At 54.3% G+C, this 17731-nt stretch carries 17 protein-coding genes; 2 read left to right on the top strand and 15 right to left on the bottom strand.

Annotated elements, in window-relative coordinates:
• Positions 1 to 2: 2 nt before the first annotated feature.
• The 4 genes from K3T82_RS07870 to K3T82_RS07855 all read right to left on the bottom strand — a co-directional run bounded on the left by K3T82_RS07870 (position 3) and on the right by K3T82_RS07855 (position 3737).
• The gene (locus K3T82_RS07870; protein WP_220192929.1) at positions 3 to 941 is read right to left on the bottom strand and encodes an alpha/beta hydrolase; all 939 of its coding nucleotides are present in this window, start codon (positions 939 to 941) and stop codon (positions 3 to 5) included.
• A gap of 87 nt (positions 942 to 1028) precedes the next feature.
• Entirely contained in the window at positions 1029 to 1550 is a 522-nt protein-coding gene (locus K3T82_RS07865; RefSeq protein ID WP_220192928.1) for a P-loop nucleotide/nucleoside kinase family protein, read from the bottom strand.
• A gap of 73 nt (positions 1551 to 1623) precedes the next feature.
• Entirely contained in the window at positions 1624 to 2364 is a 741-nt protein-coding gene (locus K3T82_RS07860; protein ID WP_220192927.1) for an SDR family oxidoreductase, read from the bottom strand.
• Between the two features lie 38 nt (positions 2365 to 2402).
• A complete protein-coding gene (locus K3T82_RS07855; protein WP_220192926.1) occupies positions 2403 to 3737 on the bottom strand; it encodes an FAD-binding oxidoreductase in 1335 nt (444 codons plus the stop codon).
• A 118-nt stretch (positions 3738 to 3855) separates the two neighbouring features.
• Between K3T82_RS07855 and K3T82_RS07850 the strand changes: the two genes are divergently transcribed.
• Positions 3856 to 4506: a thiamine diphosphokinase gene (locus K3T82_RS07850; protein WP_220192925.1), complete on the top strand. Its 651-nt coding sequence runs from the start codon at positions 3856 to 3858 to the stop codon at positions 4504 to 4506.
• A 68-nt stretch (positions 4507 to 4574) separates the two neighbouring features.
• Here the strand turns inward: K3T82_RS07850 and K3T82_RS07845 are convergent, their stop codons facing one another.
• The 11 genes from K3T82_RS07845 to K3T82_RS07795 all read right to left on the bottom strand — a co-directional run bounded on the left by K3T82_RS07845 (position 4575) and on the right by K3T82_RS07795 (position 16539).
• Positions 4575 to 5492 (bottom strand): COG1361 family protein, encoded by a 918-nt coding sequence (locus K3T82_RS07845; RefSeq protein WP_220192924.1) that lies wholly within the window; start codon positions 5490 to 5492, stop codon positions 4575 to 4577.
• A 166-nt stretch (positions 5493 to 5658) separates the two neighbouring features.
• Positions 5659 to 6408: a 23S rRNA (guanosine(2251)-2'-O)-methyltransferase RlmB gene (rlmB, locus tag K3T82_RS07840; RefSeq protein ID WP_220192923.1), complete on the bottom strand. Its 750-nt coding sequence runs from the start codon at positions 6406 to 6408 to the stop codon at positions 5659 to 5661.
• A gap of 140 nt (positions 6409 to 6548) precedes the next feature.
• Positions 6549 to 8342 carry an ABC transporter ATP-binding protein gene (locus K3T82_RS07835; RefSeq protein WP_220192922.1) on the bottom strand — a complete coding sequence of 598 codons (1794 nt, stop codon included), beginning with the start codon at positions 8340 to 8342 and terminating at the stop codon, positions 6549 to 6551.
• Positions 8339 to 10090, bottom strand: a complete 1752-nt coding sequence (locus K3T82_RS07830; protein ID WP_236031047.1) for an ABC transporter ATP-binding protein — start codon at positions 10088 to 10090, stop codon at positions 8339 to 8341. Before K3T82_RS07830 ends, K3T82_RS07835 begins: the two co-directional genes overlap by 4 nt.
• A 119-nt stretch (positions 10091 to 10209) precedes the next feature.
• Positions 10210 to 11580, bottom strand: coding sequence for a C39 family peptidase (locus K3T82_RS07825; RefSeq protein WP_220192921.1), 1371 nt, complete (start codon positions 11578 to 11580; stop codon positions 10210 to 10212).
• Positions 11581 to 11866: 286 nt separating this feature from the next.
• Positions 11867 to 13243, bottom strand: coding sequence for a peptidase C39 family protein (locus tag K3T82_RS07820; protein ID WP_236031045.1), 1377 nt, complete (start codon positions 13241 to 13243; stop codon positions 11867 to 11869).
• Positions 13244 to 13470: 227 nt separating this feature from the next.
• Complete coding sequence (locus tag K3T82_RS49035) at positions 13471 to 13662, bottom strand: ribonuclease HII (RefSeq protein ID WP_268886621.1); 192 nt, start codon at positions 13660 to 13662, stop codon at positions 13471 to 13473.
• 53 nt (positions 13663 to 13715) lie between these two features.
• Entirely contained in the window at positions 13716 to 14141 is a 426-nt protein-coding gene (locus K3T82_RS49030; protein ID WP_220192920.1) for a ribonuclease HII, read from the bottom strand.
• Entirely contained in the window at positions 14128 to 14577 is a 450-nt protein-coding gene (rplS, locus tag K3T82_RS07805) for a 50S ribosomal protein L19 (protein WP_220192919.1), read from the bottom strand. The genes K3T82_RS49030 and rplS overlap by 14 nt, the downstream gene beginning before the upstream one ends.
• 73 nt (positions 14578 to 14650) lie before the next feature.
• Entirely contained in the window at positions 14651 to 14932 is a 282-nt protein-coding gene (gene rpsT / locus K3T82_RS07800) for a 30S ribosomal protein S20 (protein ID WP_220192918.1), read from the bottom strand.
• A 446-nt stretch (positions 14933 to 15378) separates the two neighbouring features.
• On the bottom strand, positions 15379 to 16539 hold the full coding sequence (locus K3T82_RS07795; RefSeq protein ID WP_268886652.1) for a cystathionine gamma-synthase: 1161 nt from the start codon (positions 16537 to 16539) through the stop codon (positions 15379 to 15381).
• Positions 16540 to 16890: 351 nt separating this feature from the next.
• On the opposite strand from K3T82_RS07795, the gene K3T82_RS07790 reads away from it, so the two are divergent.
• Entirely contained in the window at positions 16891 to 17697 is an 807-nt protein-coding gene (locus K3T82_RS07790; RefSeq protein ID WP_220192916.1) for an alpha/beta hydrolase, read from the top strand.
• The last annotated feature ends 34 nt before the right edge of the window (positions 17698 to 17731 follow it).

Here is a 17731-nt window from a genome sequence, read left to right as displayed (position 1 = left end):
TATTACTCCTGGGAATAGAGGAGGGTGTGGAGTTCGGTGGCGACCTCTTTTTGGGCCTGGGCTGTACGTTCGAAAATGCCATTCATGCGGAAGAAGCTATGGATCATGCCTGCGTAGGGGAGCAACTTTGTGGGAACGTTGGATTCGCTGAGGCGTTGAGCATAGAGGCGACCCTCGTCGCGCAGGGGATCATACTCTGGAATGACGACTAGCGCAGGTGGGAGTTGGCTCAAGTCGGATGCGCGCAGAGGTGCGGCATAAGGTTGATTGCCATCCTCGGGCGTAGTGAGGTACTGATCCCAGAACCATTGCATATCTTTGCGGGTCAATCCATAACCGGTTGCCAATTCGGCGTAGGAGGCATGGTTCGAGCTATAGTGATCGGTTACGGGATAGATAAGGAGCTGGGCAGCTAGTCGTGGATAGCCCTTCTCTCGCGCTATAAGCGTCAGAGCGGCGGCTACATTCCCTCCAGCACTATCACCCCCCACAGCCAGACGTAAGGCATCGATATGTAGCTCTCCAGCGTGTTCTATGGTCCAGAGCAGAGCTGCCTCTGCATCCTCGATGGCGGCGGGATACTTATGTTCAGGCGCAAGGCGGTAGTCAACGGAGATGACCACACAGGGTGTATGCTTTGCCAGGGCGCGGCACACATTGTCATGGGTATCGATAGTCCCCAGGACCCAGCCGCCACCGTGGAAGTAGAGGAGGGCGGGAAGGGTTGCCTCATCCGCTGTGGGGCGGTAGATACGAATGGGAATATCGACCCCAGGACCAGCGATAACCCGGTCATGGACCTGGGCCAGAGGGATGGGCTCGCCGCCGCTGACCAGGCCCGCCAGTCTATTTTGACGACGCAACTCCTCTATGGGTAGGGTGGGTGAATCTTCGGTAGGCAGTGATGCCAGATAGGCGGCAACCTGTGGATCGAGTGGCATAGCGCGTTCTCCTCTATGATAGTAGATATCTATGTATTGTAACACGCTGCTCGTTTGAGAGTGCTGCCAGTATTGGTAGTGGATGTGCTAGGCAAGAGGAGAGGTCATGGGGAAATGGGTATCCAGCCATTTTGAGAGTTCAGATGTCATATCGAAGATAATAGGATCTTCAGCCTGATCGGGAACTTCAAAATGGTGGATGACATTATAAAAGGCCTCGTCATCTAGATAGTTTCGCTCTCCGGTCGCTAGCGCTTGCTGTCTTCTTCGTTCGAGTTCCGTGACTGGGATCGCCAGATGGATAGTTCTGACCTGATACTTGTGTTCGAGGGCAACAGCACGAAATCGCTCGCGGAGCCATTTCAGGAAGTTTGTATCGTCCAGAACAATATTTGTATCTTCCTGCATAAGTGTATGAAGTAATTGGAAGCAGATGTGATGCGTTTTTTCCCATTCTTCGACGGGCTGTGTCTGGGAGAGATCGAATCCTCGTTCTCTCATTAAATCATCCAGGCTGATGTAGTGATAGCCCATGCGAGCTGCAATCTGTTTGGCAAGGGTGGTCTTTCCCGAAAAGGGCGTACCACACATTAAATACAGTGTACCCATGTATAAATTCCTCGTGAGCGATGCTCGCCAATGAGTATAAGCAAGCATCGCTTCTAGCTGAGAGGTTGGTGGTTTAGCCGAGTGAGAGGCGTTTATAGACGCGCTCGGGGATGCTCTTAACGACGAGCATAATCCCGGCCCAGAACCAGGGTAGATAGACGATATCCTTCTTCTGCTTCATAGCTCGATAGATACCTTCTCCGACGACATTGGCTTTGGCGAAGAGCAGACCCTTGCGGAGTTTAGCGGTCATGGGAGTGTCTACGAAGCCGGGCTTGATGGTGAGTACGGTGACGCCTGAGGCGGCAAGGCGGTTGCGTAAGCCCTGCGCGAAGAGCGAGACCGCGCCCTTCGCGGTTCCATACACATAGTTGCTCTTGCGCCCTCGGTCGCCTGCTACAGATGAGATAACAGCGATCACGCCACGGTGGCGGCGCTCGAAATAGTTCGCGGCGATGGTGAGCAGGGAGACCACGCTAGTGAAGTTAGTGTTGAGCTCTTTGAGCGTTTCGGCGACGCTCTCCTCGCACAACTTCTGGTTCCCGAGGGTGCCGTGTGCGATGAGGAGCATGTCCAACTCGCCAAAGGCTTCGAATGTGGCGTCGAACAACTCTTGATGCCGGTGGAGATCGGAAGCATCAAATTCAAAGGTCTCGACGCGGCCCGCGCCTCGGACTTTGAGGTCACTGGCGATAGCGGTCATCTTCTCCGGGCTGCGTGCGGCGAGAAGGAGGTCCGCACCCTCAGTCGCGAAGTGCTTGGCGGTTTCGTGGGCGAGGGCGGAAGTCGCGCCAATAATCAGAATTTTTGACATATGGTATAGATACTCCAAAATGGTTTTATTAAGCAGGTTTAGCGAGCGGCAGGTTCAGTGACACGGCGCCAGAAGCTAGACGAGAATTTGGGATCGATGAACTGCTCGAACTCTTTCCAGCGAGGGAAATAGCGCTGGAAATCCTCGGGATGCATGCGAGCGTCCTTGGCGGGATAGATCAGGCCACCAGCGGCATTGACCAGGGCATCCAGGCGGTCCAGCAAGCGAAGTGTCTTCGAGCCGTGATTTGCGAAGTCCAGGGCTAGAGTCAATCCTGGCTGGGGGAAGGAGAGCATACCGGGCGAGCGGATATCGCCAAAGGACTTGAGCACTGTCAGGAAGGAGCCTTCGCCCGAGCGGTTAATCTCGCGCATAATCTCGTTCATCGCCTCGTAGCCACCCTCGAAAGGAATCACAAATTGGTACTGGAAGAAACCACGCTTGCCATACATGCGGTTCCAGGTATGGATCGCGTCGAGAGGATAAAAGAAGGGATCGTAATGCTCAATTTTGTGAACATGTTTCGCGAGCTGCTTACTATAGTATGCCAGGTTGAAGGTACGAATGGTCAGGCGGTTTAGCGCAAAAGAGGGGAAGTCGAAGGGAACCGCCAGGGGCAGATGCTTACTCTGGGTATTGCCGGGCATGGCCCGTGTGGTATCATGATTGCCACGCGTAAAGATACCACGCCCCACCTCGTGCTCATTGCCAAGACAGACGACCCAGGAGACGGTATATTCATAGTCTTTATCGGAAGCCTCGGCAATCTGGCGATACTCGTCGAGCGAGGTAAACTGGATGTTGTCCATCTGTATAAAGGGGTTCTGGACGCGCTTAAGGCGGAACTCGGCCCAGAGGATCACGCCAGTGAGGCCTAGGCCTCCGATAGTGGCCTGAAAGAGGTCACTATTCTCGGTAGGCGAGCAGAGCAGGTGTGTGCCATCGGAGCGTAGCAGTTCAAACTGCGTCACATGACAGCCGAAGGTTCCGGCCTTGTGATGGTTCTTGCCATGGACATCGTTCGCGATAGCGCCACCAACCGAGACAAACTTGGTGCCGGGCGTGACAGGTAGGAACCAGCCGCGAGGCACCATGACCTCCAGCACCTCCGCTAGAGAGACACCTGCCTCGCAGCGCAAGAGGCCTTCCTCTTCGTCAAAGGAGATGAAGCGCCTGAGATTGCTCACATCGAGCGAGACTCCTCCTTCGTTGAGACAGCTATCACCATAGCTGCGCCCGTAGGCAAAGGGGAGGATAGAGGTATCGAAGGAATCGAGTTGCGGCATTTCGTGACGCCAGTAGACTGGAACCACATGGCTGTGCTTCACACGTGGGAAGCGGCCCCAGGACTGGGGCTTATTTGATATAGACATGAGAGAGCTATCCTCAATAATGATTTTCGTAGTTGATGCTGGCAAATTGTTCAACTATCTTAACGGATTACGCGAGAGCGTAGCCACCACTTTAGCCTGAAAGGTTTAGCAAACAGATATGCATACAGTCATATTCGCGGCTGGAAGTGTCAGACCCGGCAGGTGGGTGGATGAGGCCATCGCGCGGGCGGAACTGGTTATCGCGGCGGATCGTGGCGCGCAGACCGCGCTAACTTATGGTCTGACACCACGCTACATTATTGGTGACCTGGATTCGCTCAAGCTTTCCGCGCAACGCCTGCAAGAGCTTGGATGTGAGGTTGTACGCGCGCAGGAAGAGAAAGATGAAACCGATAGCGAACTGGCTTTCCAACTCGCGCTTGAGAAGGGTGCGACCAGTATCACCCTACTGGGGGGTTGGGGGGGAGAGCGTCTTGAGCATGCCATTGGTAACATCACGCTGCTGGTCGACATTACAAGCGTGCCAGTGCGCCTGGTTGATGGTCCTACGGCTTGTTGGATTGTGCGTGGACCGGGCCGCACGGAGATAGAGGGGCAAACCGGTGATCTGCTCTCGCTTTTTCCCCTGTCTGGTGATGCCAGAGGCGTCTCAACCCATAACCTCTATTATGCTCTGGTGGATGGGTGTCTACGCTTTGGTAAACCACGAGGTATCAGCAATGTGCTTACTGATCAGCACGCGGAGGTCACGGTCGAGAGTGGGATATTGCTTGTCGTTCATACGCGCAAGGATGAATTGCACGAATAGTTAGTACACAAAACATGAGGTTGGGTGTCATCAGATGACACCCAACCTCATGTTTTTATGCGTGTGAGTTAGTGGCGGGAGTTGTACGAGAAGTACATGATTATGCCAACAATGACTAGAACGATACCAATGCCACCGAGGAGGAAGGTAAAGATCATCAGACCGCTGGGACCACCGGAATTATTGGGGGTCGTCGGGGTTGGCGTGACCTGGGGTGTTCCCTCCGTTGTCGTGGTTGGTGTGGTGGTTACTGGTGGTGGCTCTTTCGCGATTGTAAGCTCCTGTGTGGCCTTCATCTGGTCCGTATCCTCATTGGGAGCGGAAACAATGACCTGATAGGTTCCTTCCGTCGCATCCTTGGGGATGGCTAAGGTAACGCTAAAGGTGCCATCGGTGCCGCTGGACTGAGTGGCCTGGCTGGTGATAGGAGTACCACCGCTGACGATGGAGACGGTAAGATTCTGTACGGGAAGCCAGCCTGTACCGCGAACGGTGATCTTATCGCCAGGGGTAGCGCTTGAGGGGGTTACCTGGATCGCTACCTTCTGGGCCACCGTGAAGTTATTTTGCGATAGAGCCTGCTCGTCCTGAGTTAGCACACAGACAAAGTAAGGGATTGAGGCATTATTTGCCGCATCAGGCCAATTTGTATCGAGCGTGAATGAGCCATCTCCCTGAATGGTTGTGCTATCGGGAACAAAGGGCTTCATATCGGCAGTTACCTGTCCTGCCTTACATTTCGCGGGATCACCGACAGGAGTGGCATAGAGCTTTGCGGTACCATTTGGCTTAAAGCCGGAACCTTTGAGCGTTACCTTCGTACCAGGGTGACCGATGAGAATGGGACCACTAACATTGGGTTGCGAGATTTTAACCTGCGGGGCCGCCGCGTGGGCCATGCTCGGTTGCAGCGAGGCTGCGAGACTGAGCGCGAAGAGCCCACAGACAGCTAGCAGAGTGAAGCGTCGAAGAAATACTTTAAACACGATGTAGCTCTCCTCAAATTATTGCATCGATATACATCATAAACGGTGTGACTATGCTGCATGTCACAAATGCCCAAGTGAAGCCAGAATATTTGATTGATATACTTATATGCAGAGAATACTCACAAGGGGCTGCGAAATAGGCGAGGTCCGCCATAACCGCCATTTATTTTGGCGTCAGAGTGCGCTGGCGCAGGGCCTCATACAGTGAGATACTACCCGCGACCGCCGCGTTGAGTGAGTTGATATAGCCATGCATAGGGAGTTTAACCAGCACGTCGCAGTGCTCACGGACCAGGCGTCCCATGCCCTTACCTTCATTGCCAACAACGATAGCGAGGGGACCGGTCAGATTAGCCTGAGTATAGAGTGTCGTGCCTTCGCCTGCCAGGCCCACGACCCAGATATTCTGTTGCTTCAGGTAATCAATAGTGCGCGTCAGATTGGTCTCGCGCGCGATTAAGATGTGCTCGGTGGCCCCGGCTGAAGTTTTGACAACGGTCGCGTTCACCTCGGCAGCACGATGCTCGGGAAGGATCACACCATGGACCCCTGCGGCCTCAGCCGTGCGCAGTAGCGAGCCTAGATTGTTAACATCCTGAATGGAATCGAGGAGCAAGAGAAAAGGCGGCTCACCGCGACGTTCAGCCAGAGCCAGAATATCATCAGTGCTGGCGTACTCGCGCTCCGTGACAATGGCGAGGCAGCCCTGGTGGACCGCTCCCTTGCTCATCTGGTCGAGGCGCGCGCGTGGTACCATATCTACTGGAATATGGCGTTGTTGGGCTTCCTGGATAATAGCTGTAAGAGCCGAGCCCTCACGTTTGCTGCCTTCAGCGAGCAGAATACGCTTGACTTTGCGTACCGAATGTAGGGTTTCCAGGATGGGGTTGCGACCCCAGATATAGTCAGACATGAGTTCCTCTCATCCACCGTTTTCTCTCCACTATAGCAGTATGTGCAGGGGTGAGGCAAGCGCATGGGACTTTCCCCCTCTGAGCACCAGCAATGCTCAGAGGGGGATTTGAGAGGGCTTTGGGGAGCTATGAAGGCAATTTACACGGCTTCACCGCGCCAGAGCTGACGCATTTCCTCAGAGTTCGCGAGCAAATCAGAGAGCGTCCCGGTCGCGTCAATCTTGCCCTCTTTGAGGACGATGATGTGATCGGCGCGTTGTAATACAGAGCGTCGATGTGAGACGACCAGGCAGGTGACTTCTCCCTGGCGCAACAGCTCATCCAGACGAACCCACATTGCCTGCTCGGTTACGACATCGAGAGCGCTTGAGAGATCATCGAAGACCAGAAGCGCTGGCTCGCGTACGAACATGCGCGCCGCCGCCGAGCGCTGCATTTGCCCACCAGAAAGCTTGACGCCACGTGTACCGACCAGGGTATCCAGGCCATTTTCGAGCATAGTGATATCTCGCTCCATCACGGCCTGCTGAAGAGAGCGCTCCAGGCGCGCGTCTTCTGGCGAGAGACCAAGCAGGATGTTCTCGCGTAGCGTCGCGCTAAAGAGGCGCGGTACCTGGGGTGTGTAGGCGCTTCTGGGCGGCACGAAGAAAGACGCGGGATCATCTACGAGCGAACCATTCCAGTGAATAGTGCCACCCTCATGTGGCAGTAGACCAAGCAGCGTCTGGACCAGAGTAGTTTTCCCCGATCCGATGCGACCTGTGATGGCGGTTAGTGTTCCCCGGCGTATATGGAGAGCAATATTCTCGATACCACGCCCGGATTCAGGATAGTGATAGCTTAGATCCTGGACGTTCAGTTCCTCTAGCTTCTCGCTGGTGATTGGAAGGGATGGTAGTTCCGGCTCCGGGCCACTGAGATGAAGCGCATGTGGCTCGATCAGGCGCTCGGCGGGTGCACCTTGTAAGAGCGTATGCATGCGTCCAAAAGAGACACCAGTCTGAACATAGAAGGCCAGGAAAGCCCCAAAGAAACGCACGAAGTCTGTCACAAAGGCCAGATAGTAGATGAAGATAGCCAGATCACCTACGTCCAGGCTGCGTGCATGCATAGACTGCGCCGCCAGGATCATGATAAGGCCCGTCCCCAGGCTGACAACATTGGCAAAGGTAGAGCCGAGCGTCTGCGTGAGCACGGTATCTTTCAGCATCGCAACGCGCCGTCGCTCGTTCAGGGTGTGGAAATTGTTCAGGACATTGGTTTCCGCCGCCGCAATCTGGATAGCCTGCACCGTTGAGAAGATTTCGCCGATGGCGCTGGTAACCTTGCTCGTAGCCTGCCGACTGGCCTGACGATACTTGATCAGTCGCTTACCCAACATCTGCGTAATCGCAACGATACTTGCCAGAGGGAGGAAGACCAGGAGCGTAATCTCCACATTAATGCGTAGCAAAATAATGATCGCAACCAGCGCAAAGAGGAATTGCCCGATGCTATCAAGCGTCCAGCTAATCGCATCTTCCGCCTGTTGAGTATCGTCACGAAAGCGGCTAATGGCCTCGCCAGGAGAATAGGGAACGGCACGCGCACCGGGCCGCTCTAGAACGCGCTTGAGTAGATTATGACGTAGGATGTTGGACATACAGAAGCGATGCAGGTTATCAACCAGCCCACCAAAGAAGAAAAGAGTCGCATGTCCTAGCGCGATTGCCACCAGGAGCGCGATGAAGAGCCAGATTTCGCCGTTAAGAGTACCTGTACGCGTGAGCGCGTTGAAGAACTGTTGCGCGACTAGCCCTGGCAGTAAGGGGAGCATATGAATGCATATCCAGAGGATCGCATTCAACAGGTAGAGCCAGGGTCGGTAGCACATCAAGCGCCAGAGGTATTGATACGTCTTGAGCGACAGATAGGTTTGGGGAAGGCTTCTCATGCCAGCACCTCCTCTAGGCCAGTTTGAAGCAATGTGTAGAAGCGGGAAGTGGAATCGCTCGCCAGGGTGGCTCGCTTGCCATATTCAAGCACACCACCATCTTCGAGAATCAGAATCTCGTCGGCGCGCTGAACAGTTCCCAGGCGATGAGCGATGATAATCGCGCTGCGTCCATCCAGTAGCTTATTGATGGCTCGCTCAATCAGTTGCTCGGTGGCGGGATCGAGGCGTGACGAGGCCTCATCCAGAATGACCAGTCCCGGATTCGCCAGGAAGACGCGGGTAAAGGCCAGAAGTTGGGCCTCACCTGCCGAGAGCCCCTCACCATCCGAGCCAAGCTCTGTATCCAGACCGGCGGGTAGCGAACGGAGCCAGGGGCCTAATCCCAGATCTTCCAGTGTGCTTAGGATAAGGCTATCGGGAACACTGGCATTGAAGAAGGTCAGATTGTTGCGCACACTGGCATGGAAAAGCTGTACATCCTGGGTGACCATCCCAATATGGTGGCGCAGATCAGTCAGACCTGTCGCGCGTAAAGGAACGCCGGAGAGGCGAATCTCGCCCTGCTGAACATCATAGAGGCGAAGTAGCAGGCGGGCCGTCGTCGTCTTGCCGCTGCCGGTGCGGCCTAGCAACCCTAGCACATGGCCCGGTGCCAGATCAAATGAGATATCGCGTAATACAGCCTCATCCGCGTTATAGCCAAAGGTGACGTGCTGGAATGAGACGGCCAGGGGGCCGTCTGGGAGCGTTATTGGAACATCCGCATCCGTAATGGCAGGCTGGATATTGAAGAGAGAGCGGATACGTTCAATGCCAGCTCCTGCTTTTTGTAAGTTCTGAAGCTCGCGGCGAATCTGATCAATGGGCTGATTGAGCAAGTTTGTACAGTAGAAAATGAAGTAGACCATGCCCGGTGTGATCTGGTGCTGTGTCCAGAGATAGGCACCAAGCGCGAGCGCCACGGCGTTTCCTACACCAAAGACCGCGATAGTCGTCACAAAGACGGAGAAGCGCATCAGAGCCGCACGTCGATTGGCGGGATACCAGGAGCGCAAGAGCAGATAGAAGCACCAGAGCACATAGAACGTCGCGCCATTGGCGCGCATATCGGCTGTCCCGGCGAGTTGCTCCCCCAGAAAGCCATAGAATTCGGCATCCTTCTGGCGCTCAAGCGTTTCGGCACGAATGGCGAAAGAGCGCATACGGAGCAGAATATAGGTCGCGATTAGTGCGAAGATTCCCATGACCAGCCCTACCAGCCAGTGCTGTTGGAAAAGGACCACAATCAGACCGACGATGAGTAGCGTGTTACTAGCGATAAGCACAAACGAGCGTGAGAAGAAGGTCGCAAGCGCGTCCACGTCGCCATCAATACGCTCGATCAGCTCGCCCGAGGTGTGTGACTTGTGAAAAGCGATATCCAGGCGCAGGCAATGTGCTACAAGATCGGCGCGTAGGCGGTTCGTCGCCGTCCAGGCCACATTCTCACTGACATAGGTCTCGTAGATGGTGGCACCTTGATTGAGCAGGGCCAGTCCAACGAAGAGAAAGCCTGCTAGCAGTAGAGATGTTTGTTGACCCCCACTCAGTGCCGTATCAATGAAGTAGCGTAAGATATAGGGATTAATCAACTGGAAAGCCAGGATTATGAGCAGCAGGGAGGTCACAATACACATACGCCGCCACTGGGGGCCGAGATAGGTACGCAGAAGGGCGCCATAGGTGAGCGAAGAAGCGTCCCGCAAGGGTCAATCCTTTCTTGTAGACAAGTTTGTCCATATGAGAATAGAAACTGCTATAAAAGCAAGAAGAGAGGGTAGCTACGCTCCAAGCGCGGCTACCCTCTCTTCTCTAGTACTTACGTTTACCAGTTTGAGAGGCGGTTCTTCTGAGGAACCAGCCAGTGCTCAGGGTAGATGAGATATGATGTCCCACTTGAATACTTTAGCCAGACATCCTGAATGGCTTGTCGATTGTACGTGATCTGTACCGTCTCATTGGTCGCAGCGGCTGGATCATTGGTGATGACATCGCCGTTGGCCGCGAAGCCTTTGACGACCAGCAGATGTCCATTGGAGCTAGGAATGGGCGTGCCTGGAAGCTCATTCTTTTTATATGCGATGCTGATCACAACGGGCACGCCAGATTTCACCCATTGCTCGATCTGACTCATAGAGTAGAGGCGCGTCACCACTGCGTGCAGGCCATGACTACCGGCATAGGCGGTATTGAAGGGCCAGTTGCCTGTACCTTCATAGGTAAAGTCGTAGGTATCGCGTGCAGTATCAGGCACTGTTTGTGTCAACGCGGGTTGATGTAGCACATTAGACCAGTAGGCCATGACCATGCTGGTTGAGGTGGGACTACACCAGACCTCGCCGCCACCACCGTAGCCCAGCCCTTCATATTCGGGTAGCATCTGTGAACGCTGGGGAACGTTCAAGCTCTTGCCCCAGACGCTTGTATCGGGTGAGATCTGTGGCGTATTCTTCGGGTCAGAGTCGTATGAGGCAAAGGCTGCGACCCGGCGCACTGATGGCGTCACCGAGGGTGAAGTTGTAAAGAAGGTCAGACTTAACTGATAGGCGGTCGCGGGGGTATCGTTAGTGTAGAAGGTATCGGTCGCGATCCCGCCGCCTGTGTCGTTCTGTCCATCGATGCTGTGGCGCTTGATCGCGCTGAAGTCACTGGCCCAGATGGGAAGCTTATACCAACCTGTCCAGGCATTATCCTCCAGCACGCGGATATGCGTCTCAATCCAGGTTCCGGCAGGCGTCTCTGCGTTCCAAGAAGCAACCGCTGTCGTAAAGGGCTGCTTTGTGGTATGGACAGGAGAGGTGACGGTACCAAAGTAGAACGAGCCACCATTATAGTAGTTGTAGTCCGGGCTATATGTGCCAGGGGCGTAGGGATCGGTGCCAGCACAGAGGCGTTTGGAGGCATCAAATGAGGCACTTCCACCGTCGATGTCCCCGGAAGAACAGGTGAGCTTCGATGAGGGTTGAAGCTTGAGGTCTCCTGTCAGAGTGGCCCTGGTTCCATTGAATGTCCAGGCTGAGAAGTCGTGATATGAGTCTTGCTGCCAGAACTCGTCGTACTGCGAAGGCGTCTCGGCCTGTGAGGCTGCATGGACAGGTTGGACTGTTAGCAACGAGAGGCACAGCAGCGCGAGCAGGCTACCAAAGGAGATTCTCAAGAGAGAAATAGGTTTCTTGGACAGAGAAAATAGTCGCATGTACAAACCCTTCTTTGGGAATATCAACGACAGAGTGAACAGAGTCGCGTGCGGGAATAGACCCGTTCAAGTCATGTAGTCGTGGAAGGACGGTTACTATTGTGGGTAAGATGCGTGCATACTCTACAGTGTAGAAAGAAATATCTATAAAGTCAAGGATAGCGATTTATAATTCTGCCTTGTTGGCTGCCCTGGCCCGCATAGCGGCCCACTCAAGAAGGTGTGGAGAAAGAAGTGAAAGCTAGCCTGGCAAGAAGGGTGAGGCTAGCTTTCATGGGCTATAGTTTTACCAATTGGTCAGGCGATTGGCGGTTGGTACCTGCCAATTCTCAGGCGTGATGATATAGACAGTGCCGTGAGAGGAACGCAGCCAGGCATTCTGAAGCGCCTGACGGTTATAGGTGATCTGTACACCATCATTTGACGCAGCAGCGGGATCATTCACAATCACATCACCATTGGAGGCAAAGCCACGCACCACTATGATGTGCCCATCAGTGCTGGAAACAGGCGATTTTGGAAGTTCGCCAGCGCGGAAGCCAATACTGATGATGACAGGCACTCCGGCTTTGATCCACTGCTCGATCTGGCTCATGGAGTACATGCGCGTCACATATGCTGTCAGGCCCTTGGAGCCAGCGTATGCGGTATTAAAAGGCCAATTGCCTGTGCCCTGATAGGTGAAATCATAGGTATCGCGCGCGGTATCGGGAACGGTTTGTACGAGATCCTGTCGGTTTAGGACACTGGACCAGTAAGCCAGCACCATGCTGGTGGAAGTGGGGCTACACCAGACCTCGCCGCCACCGCCGTAGTCCTTCCCTTTATACTCCGCGAGCATCTGCGAGCGCTGAGGCACATTTAGATTCTTGCCCCATGCGCCCTGATCAGAGTTGACCTGTGGTGTATACTGAGCATCCGTCTCATGAGACGCGACCGCCGCCAAGCGATAGACGCTTGGCGAGGTGTTGAGCGAGGTGGTACAGAGTGTGACCGCCAGTTGATAGGATGTCACAGTATAGCCCTTTGTCCTGAAGGTATCAGTATCGACGGTGCCGAAGCCATCATCCTGTCCATCGATGCTGTGACGCTTGACTGTATTTAAGTCGCTAGCCCAGATAGGCAGCTTATACCAGCGTGACCAGTTACCGCTGACCAGGATGCGGACATGGGTCTGTATCCATGTACCTGTGGGTGTCGTCGCGTTCCAGGAGGGAATGAGGCTATTGATAGGTTGGGCCGCGTTATGGATGGGAGAGACAGCCGCACCGTAGTAGAACTGGCCTCCATTATAGTAGTTCTGTTGATTGTAAGCACCAGCGGCGAAGGGATCGCGCCCGGCGCAGATCCGCGCCTTATTGTCATAGCTCGCGCGTCCCCCATCGATGTAGGCCGCATAGCAGTTCTGATAACCGCTACCGGGCGCGAGACGTAGAGAGCCATCGCTGGCGATAGTGGCGCTATTAAAGATCCAGGACGAAAAGTCCTGTCTGCCGCTCTGCTGCCAGAACTCATGGAACTGGCTAGTACTTGATTGATAGCTGGCGGATTGGGAGGTCTTCTCGGTAATGGCGAAGGAGAGTCCAGCCAGGCCCAGAAGGGAGCCGCCGAGCAGTAATGTGGAGCGTGTTGGTAGTAAGCGGGATAGCAAGGATTGTTTCAAGCGTTGCCTCTTCTTTCTGTTGTAGAGAATGCAAGAGTGCTTCTTCTTCAGGGTGTGCCCATTACACTCGTAAATGCGTACCCATTGGTTGATCCTGCTAGCAAGCGAACGATGATAAACGATTTTTAATATCGCTCACTCTCATATTTAGTGTAGAATTTATTTCATCCGAAAGTCAAGCATATATTGTATTTATCAAAAAAGCTGTATGTATGATATATGCCTGATTAGCTATCTAAATCTGGAAAGAGGCCATAAAGCATCTCCCGAATGGGGGAGAAACTGCGGCGATGGTGGGGGGTTGCGCCATAGAGTTTCAGGGCCGCGAGGTGGTCTGGAGTGCCATAGCCCTTATTCTGCTGAAAGCCATAGAGAGGATGTTCCTCATGTAGCTGGCACATCAGGCGGTCGCGTGTCACCTTAGCGATAATGGACGCGGCGGCGATGGAGAGGCAGCGAGAATCGCCTTTGGTCAGTGAACGTTGTGGAAGGGGATATCGGGGAGTTTCACGGCATCGAGGAGCATAGCCTGTGCTGGGGGGGTAAGTTGGGAGAGGGCGGAGCGCATAGACTGAAGTGTGGCCTGAAGGATATTGCGCTTATCGATCATCTCAACGGAGCCGATGCCCACGCCAACAGAGGTTGCGTGCTGCATAATGACATCATAAAGGCGCTCGCGAGCGGCCTCCGTCAACTGTTTGGAATCGTTGACGCCCAGGAAGCGTTCGAGAGTGGGAGCAGGATCAGCATCGAGAGGCAGGATGACCGCCGCAGCCACGACCGGACCGGCGAGGCAGCCTCGGCCCGCCTCATCGAGTCCGGCAACAAAGCAATAGCCCTGTTCAAACAGGGCCATTTCTTCTACGAGTGTGGGTGAAGATTTCTTAGTCTTCTGCATGAGCGGCGGCACGAGCTTCAGCTTTAGCGGCCTTCTCAGCGGCCTGCTTGCTGGTCATCGGGCGAATTTCCTTCAGGCGAGCGGCCTTACCGGTCAAGCCACGCAGGTAGTAGAGCTGCGCGCGGCGGACGCGTGCATGACGCAGAACGTCGATCTTGTCAATGCGGGGAGAATTGATCAGGAAGGTACGCTCGACGCCGACGCCATTGGTGATACGGCGAACGGTGAAGTTGCGGTTCACGCCACTGCCACGCAGGCGCATAACAACGCCCTCGAATGGCTGGAGGCGCTCGCGGGTACCTTCAACAACCTTCACTTGTAGGCGAACGGTATCGCCTGACTGGATCTCGGGAATATCTTTGCGTAACTGAGCACTCTCGACAGCGGCCAGTAGCGCCCGCCCTGCTGGCTTCGTTACGACTTTTTGGTCAGCCATCCCTTAAACCTCCTGGTGCGCTCAGTGCTCATCGATTGTGGACAGTCAAGATGGCAGAGCAGTGGCGCAGATTTTAATTCTCGGAAACGTTGGTTGCGTTGAGCTGCTTCATCAGGCGCGATTTGCGGCGAGCAGCATTGTTCTTGTGGATGACGCCCTTCTTGGCGGCGCGGTCGAGCTCGCTGATAGCGGCGCGAACGGCTTCCTGTGAGGCTTCAAACTCGACAGCATCGCTAGCGATGGAGGTGCGAGCCTTGGTAATAGTGGTTCTTACCTTTGATTTTACGCTGCGGTTGTGTGCGCGGCGCTTCTGTTCCTGGCGCATGCGCTTTTCCGCAGAGGCATTGTTTGGCATGTGAGTAAACTTCCTCCCCGAAAATTGCCTCTTCTTAAAGATGTGTGAGCAAGTACGACGTATACTAGAGTCTTATGCGAAAACCAACCCTCATACGAGGGCACGGCGCCGCCTGATCAGCGGCTAGCGCTCATGCGCTCGGGTTTCCGGATAAGGGGTAAAGTCTTATGCGAAAGCCAACCCTCATACGAGGGCACGGCGCCGCTACCTGCGGCGAGCGCTATAAGCTCGGGTCTTCGGTCAGGTATAAGAGACTTGCACAAAAAATATCCGACACTTGTGTCGGATTGGGTAAGTGCGGAATGATTATAGCAGAAGTCGCTGAGAGATGTCAAACAACCTATACATTCAGGATATGTTTCCTTCTGCTGACCTTGCTCCGCATCGCGAGATGCAGCCCGTGATCCAGACTGCATCTCATGCGTAAAGTGCTGGCTGTTAAGTGATCAGGCAAGTGCCTGTTCCAGATCGCGCAACAGGTCCGAGATATCCTCAATGCCAACCGAGAGACGTAACAGAGTATCGGTCAGACCGCGAGCCTCACGAATCTCCTTTGGAATGGAGCCGTGGGTCATGCTGGCGGGATGGCAGACCAGTGATTCAACGCCACCCAGGCTCTCGGCAAAGGTGAAGACGCGGAAGCGGCGCACGACCTGCTCGACATCTGAGAGCTGACCCTTGAATTGGAAGGAGACCATCCCGCCGAAGCCGCTCATCTGACGCTTCGCAAGCTCATGGTCAGGATGTGAGGATAGACCAGGATAGTAGACCTTCTCAACCCTTGAATGCTCCGTAAGGAACCGCGCGACGGCGCGGGCGTTCTCCTCATGCTGGCGCATACGGACCGCCAGGGTCTTGATACCGCGCAGTGTCAGCCAGACATCGAAAGGACCGGGCACGGCCCCTGCGGCGTTCTGATGGAACTTGATTGACTCATAGAGTTCCTGATCATTCATGACCAGAGCGCCACCAACGACATCGCTATGTCCATTGATATACTTGGTTGTGCTATGGAGCACGATATCCGCTCCCAGGTCGAGAGGGCGCTGGAAGTAGGGGCTAGAGAAAGTATTGTCTACCACCAGGAAAATGTGGTGACGATGCGCGATCTCAGCCACTGCCCGGATATCTACCAGACTGAGCAAGGGATTGGTAGGTGTCTCCAGCCAGATAAGTTTGGTGTTAGGACGAATGGCTTTCTCATAGTCAGCAACTTGATTGGCTGAGACATAGCTCGTCTCGACATTGTAGCGGCTCATAATGCGATCAAAGATGCGATAGGTGCCACCATAGAGATCATCACAGGAGACGATATGGTCGCCAGCACTCAGGAGGCTTAATACAGCACTCTCCGCCGCGAGACCTGAGGCAAAGGCCAGGCCATAGCGTCCATTTTCGAGCGCGGCGATACAGTCCTCAAGCGCAGTGCGGGTGGGGTTGCCAGTACGAGCATACTCATACCCTTTATGTTCGCCCATGCCGCTCTGGGCATAGGTTGAAGTCTGATAGATGGGCGTCATAATCGCGCCGGTCGTCGGATCGGGCTCTTGCCCGGCGTGAATGGCCCTGGTCGCGAATTCCATAGTAGAAGACCTCGACTCTCTGATATCCTGAATTGCTCTATGACCGTGGGAGGAGCCTCCCGCGCGAAAACATGGGGTACATCGCTGAATAATCCCCTCCACCACACAATATACATCAATCTCTGAAATGTGAAAGAGGTCGCGTATATGAACAGAACTATAGCACTATCCGGCTGTGAAGACAATGAGTACTATTACAGGGAGGCATTCATTTCCGTGTCTTCTGTCAAGCGTGTATCCAAAAAGTTAATTTGATCGTCATTATGTATAGTAATGCGTGATACGCGTTTGCTGGCCTGGATACGGTAGTTATCAGACTGTGAAGGAGAGTGTAGCCAGGAACTTGCGAGCGTACGGAGACGTGAGGCGCTTTTTATGGAAAATGTGGAATTCAAGGATCGGTTAGATGGGAGCGAGCTATCGCTTAAGGGACCTGAGCATTCCAAAGTAGGGATCATACTGGTACATGGCCTCAATGGCAACCGAACTGACATGGAAGATCTGGAGCATCTCTTTCGGGCGCGTGGCCTGCTGGTTGAGAATATCCTTCTTCCTGGGCATGGGACGCAGGTGCGGGATTTGCTAGCACTAGGTTGGCAGGATTGGGCCTCAGCCTTGCAACAGACCGTGCGAGCCTTTAAGCTGCATTGTGATCAGGTCTTTCTCATTGGACATTCTTTAGGAGGCGCGCTTTGCCTGCATATCGCGGCCCATGAGGAGGTCGCGGGTGTCATCGCGATGTGCGCGCCATTGTTCATGCGCTCCTGGATGTTACCCGCGATACGCATGGTAAGACGGATCACGCCGCTTCTGCCAACATTGCGTGAGGATTTGAGCGATGCGCATGCGCGTAAGCACTATACAAGGAACGTGTATCGTTGGACACCGATGGCCTCCGTTGAGAGCATGCTCCTCTATTTGCCACGTTTGCGTGAAGAGTTGCCTCAGATTAGCGTGCCGGTTCTGGTCATGGCCGCGCAACATGACCATGTAGTACCAGTGCGTGATGGGCATGAGATCTACCGTTTATTAGGTACGCGCGACAAGCAGTTGATTATCCTGAGAAACTCCTACCATGTTGTAATGAAGGATCACGACCGCGTGGAGGTCCAGGAACGCTCACTGGCATTTGTCCAGCGCTTCTCCTCGCTGGACGAACCGAAGATAGAGCAGGCGCGTTAAGGTTTGAATACACCTGGTCGTTTGTCCAGAAGTA

The organism is Ktedonospora formicarum, assembly GCF_016587355.1.
Taxonomy (GTDB): domain Bacteria; phylum Chloroflexota; class Ktedonobacteria; order Ktedonobacterales; family Ktedonobacteraceae; genus Ktedonobacter; species Ktedonobacter formicarum.
This window is presented reverse-complemented; position numbering and strand designations above follow the sequence as displayed.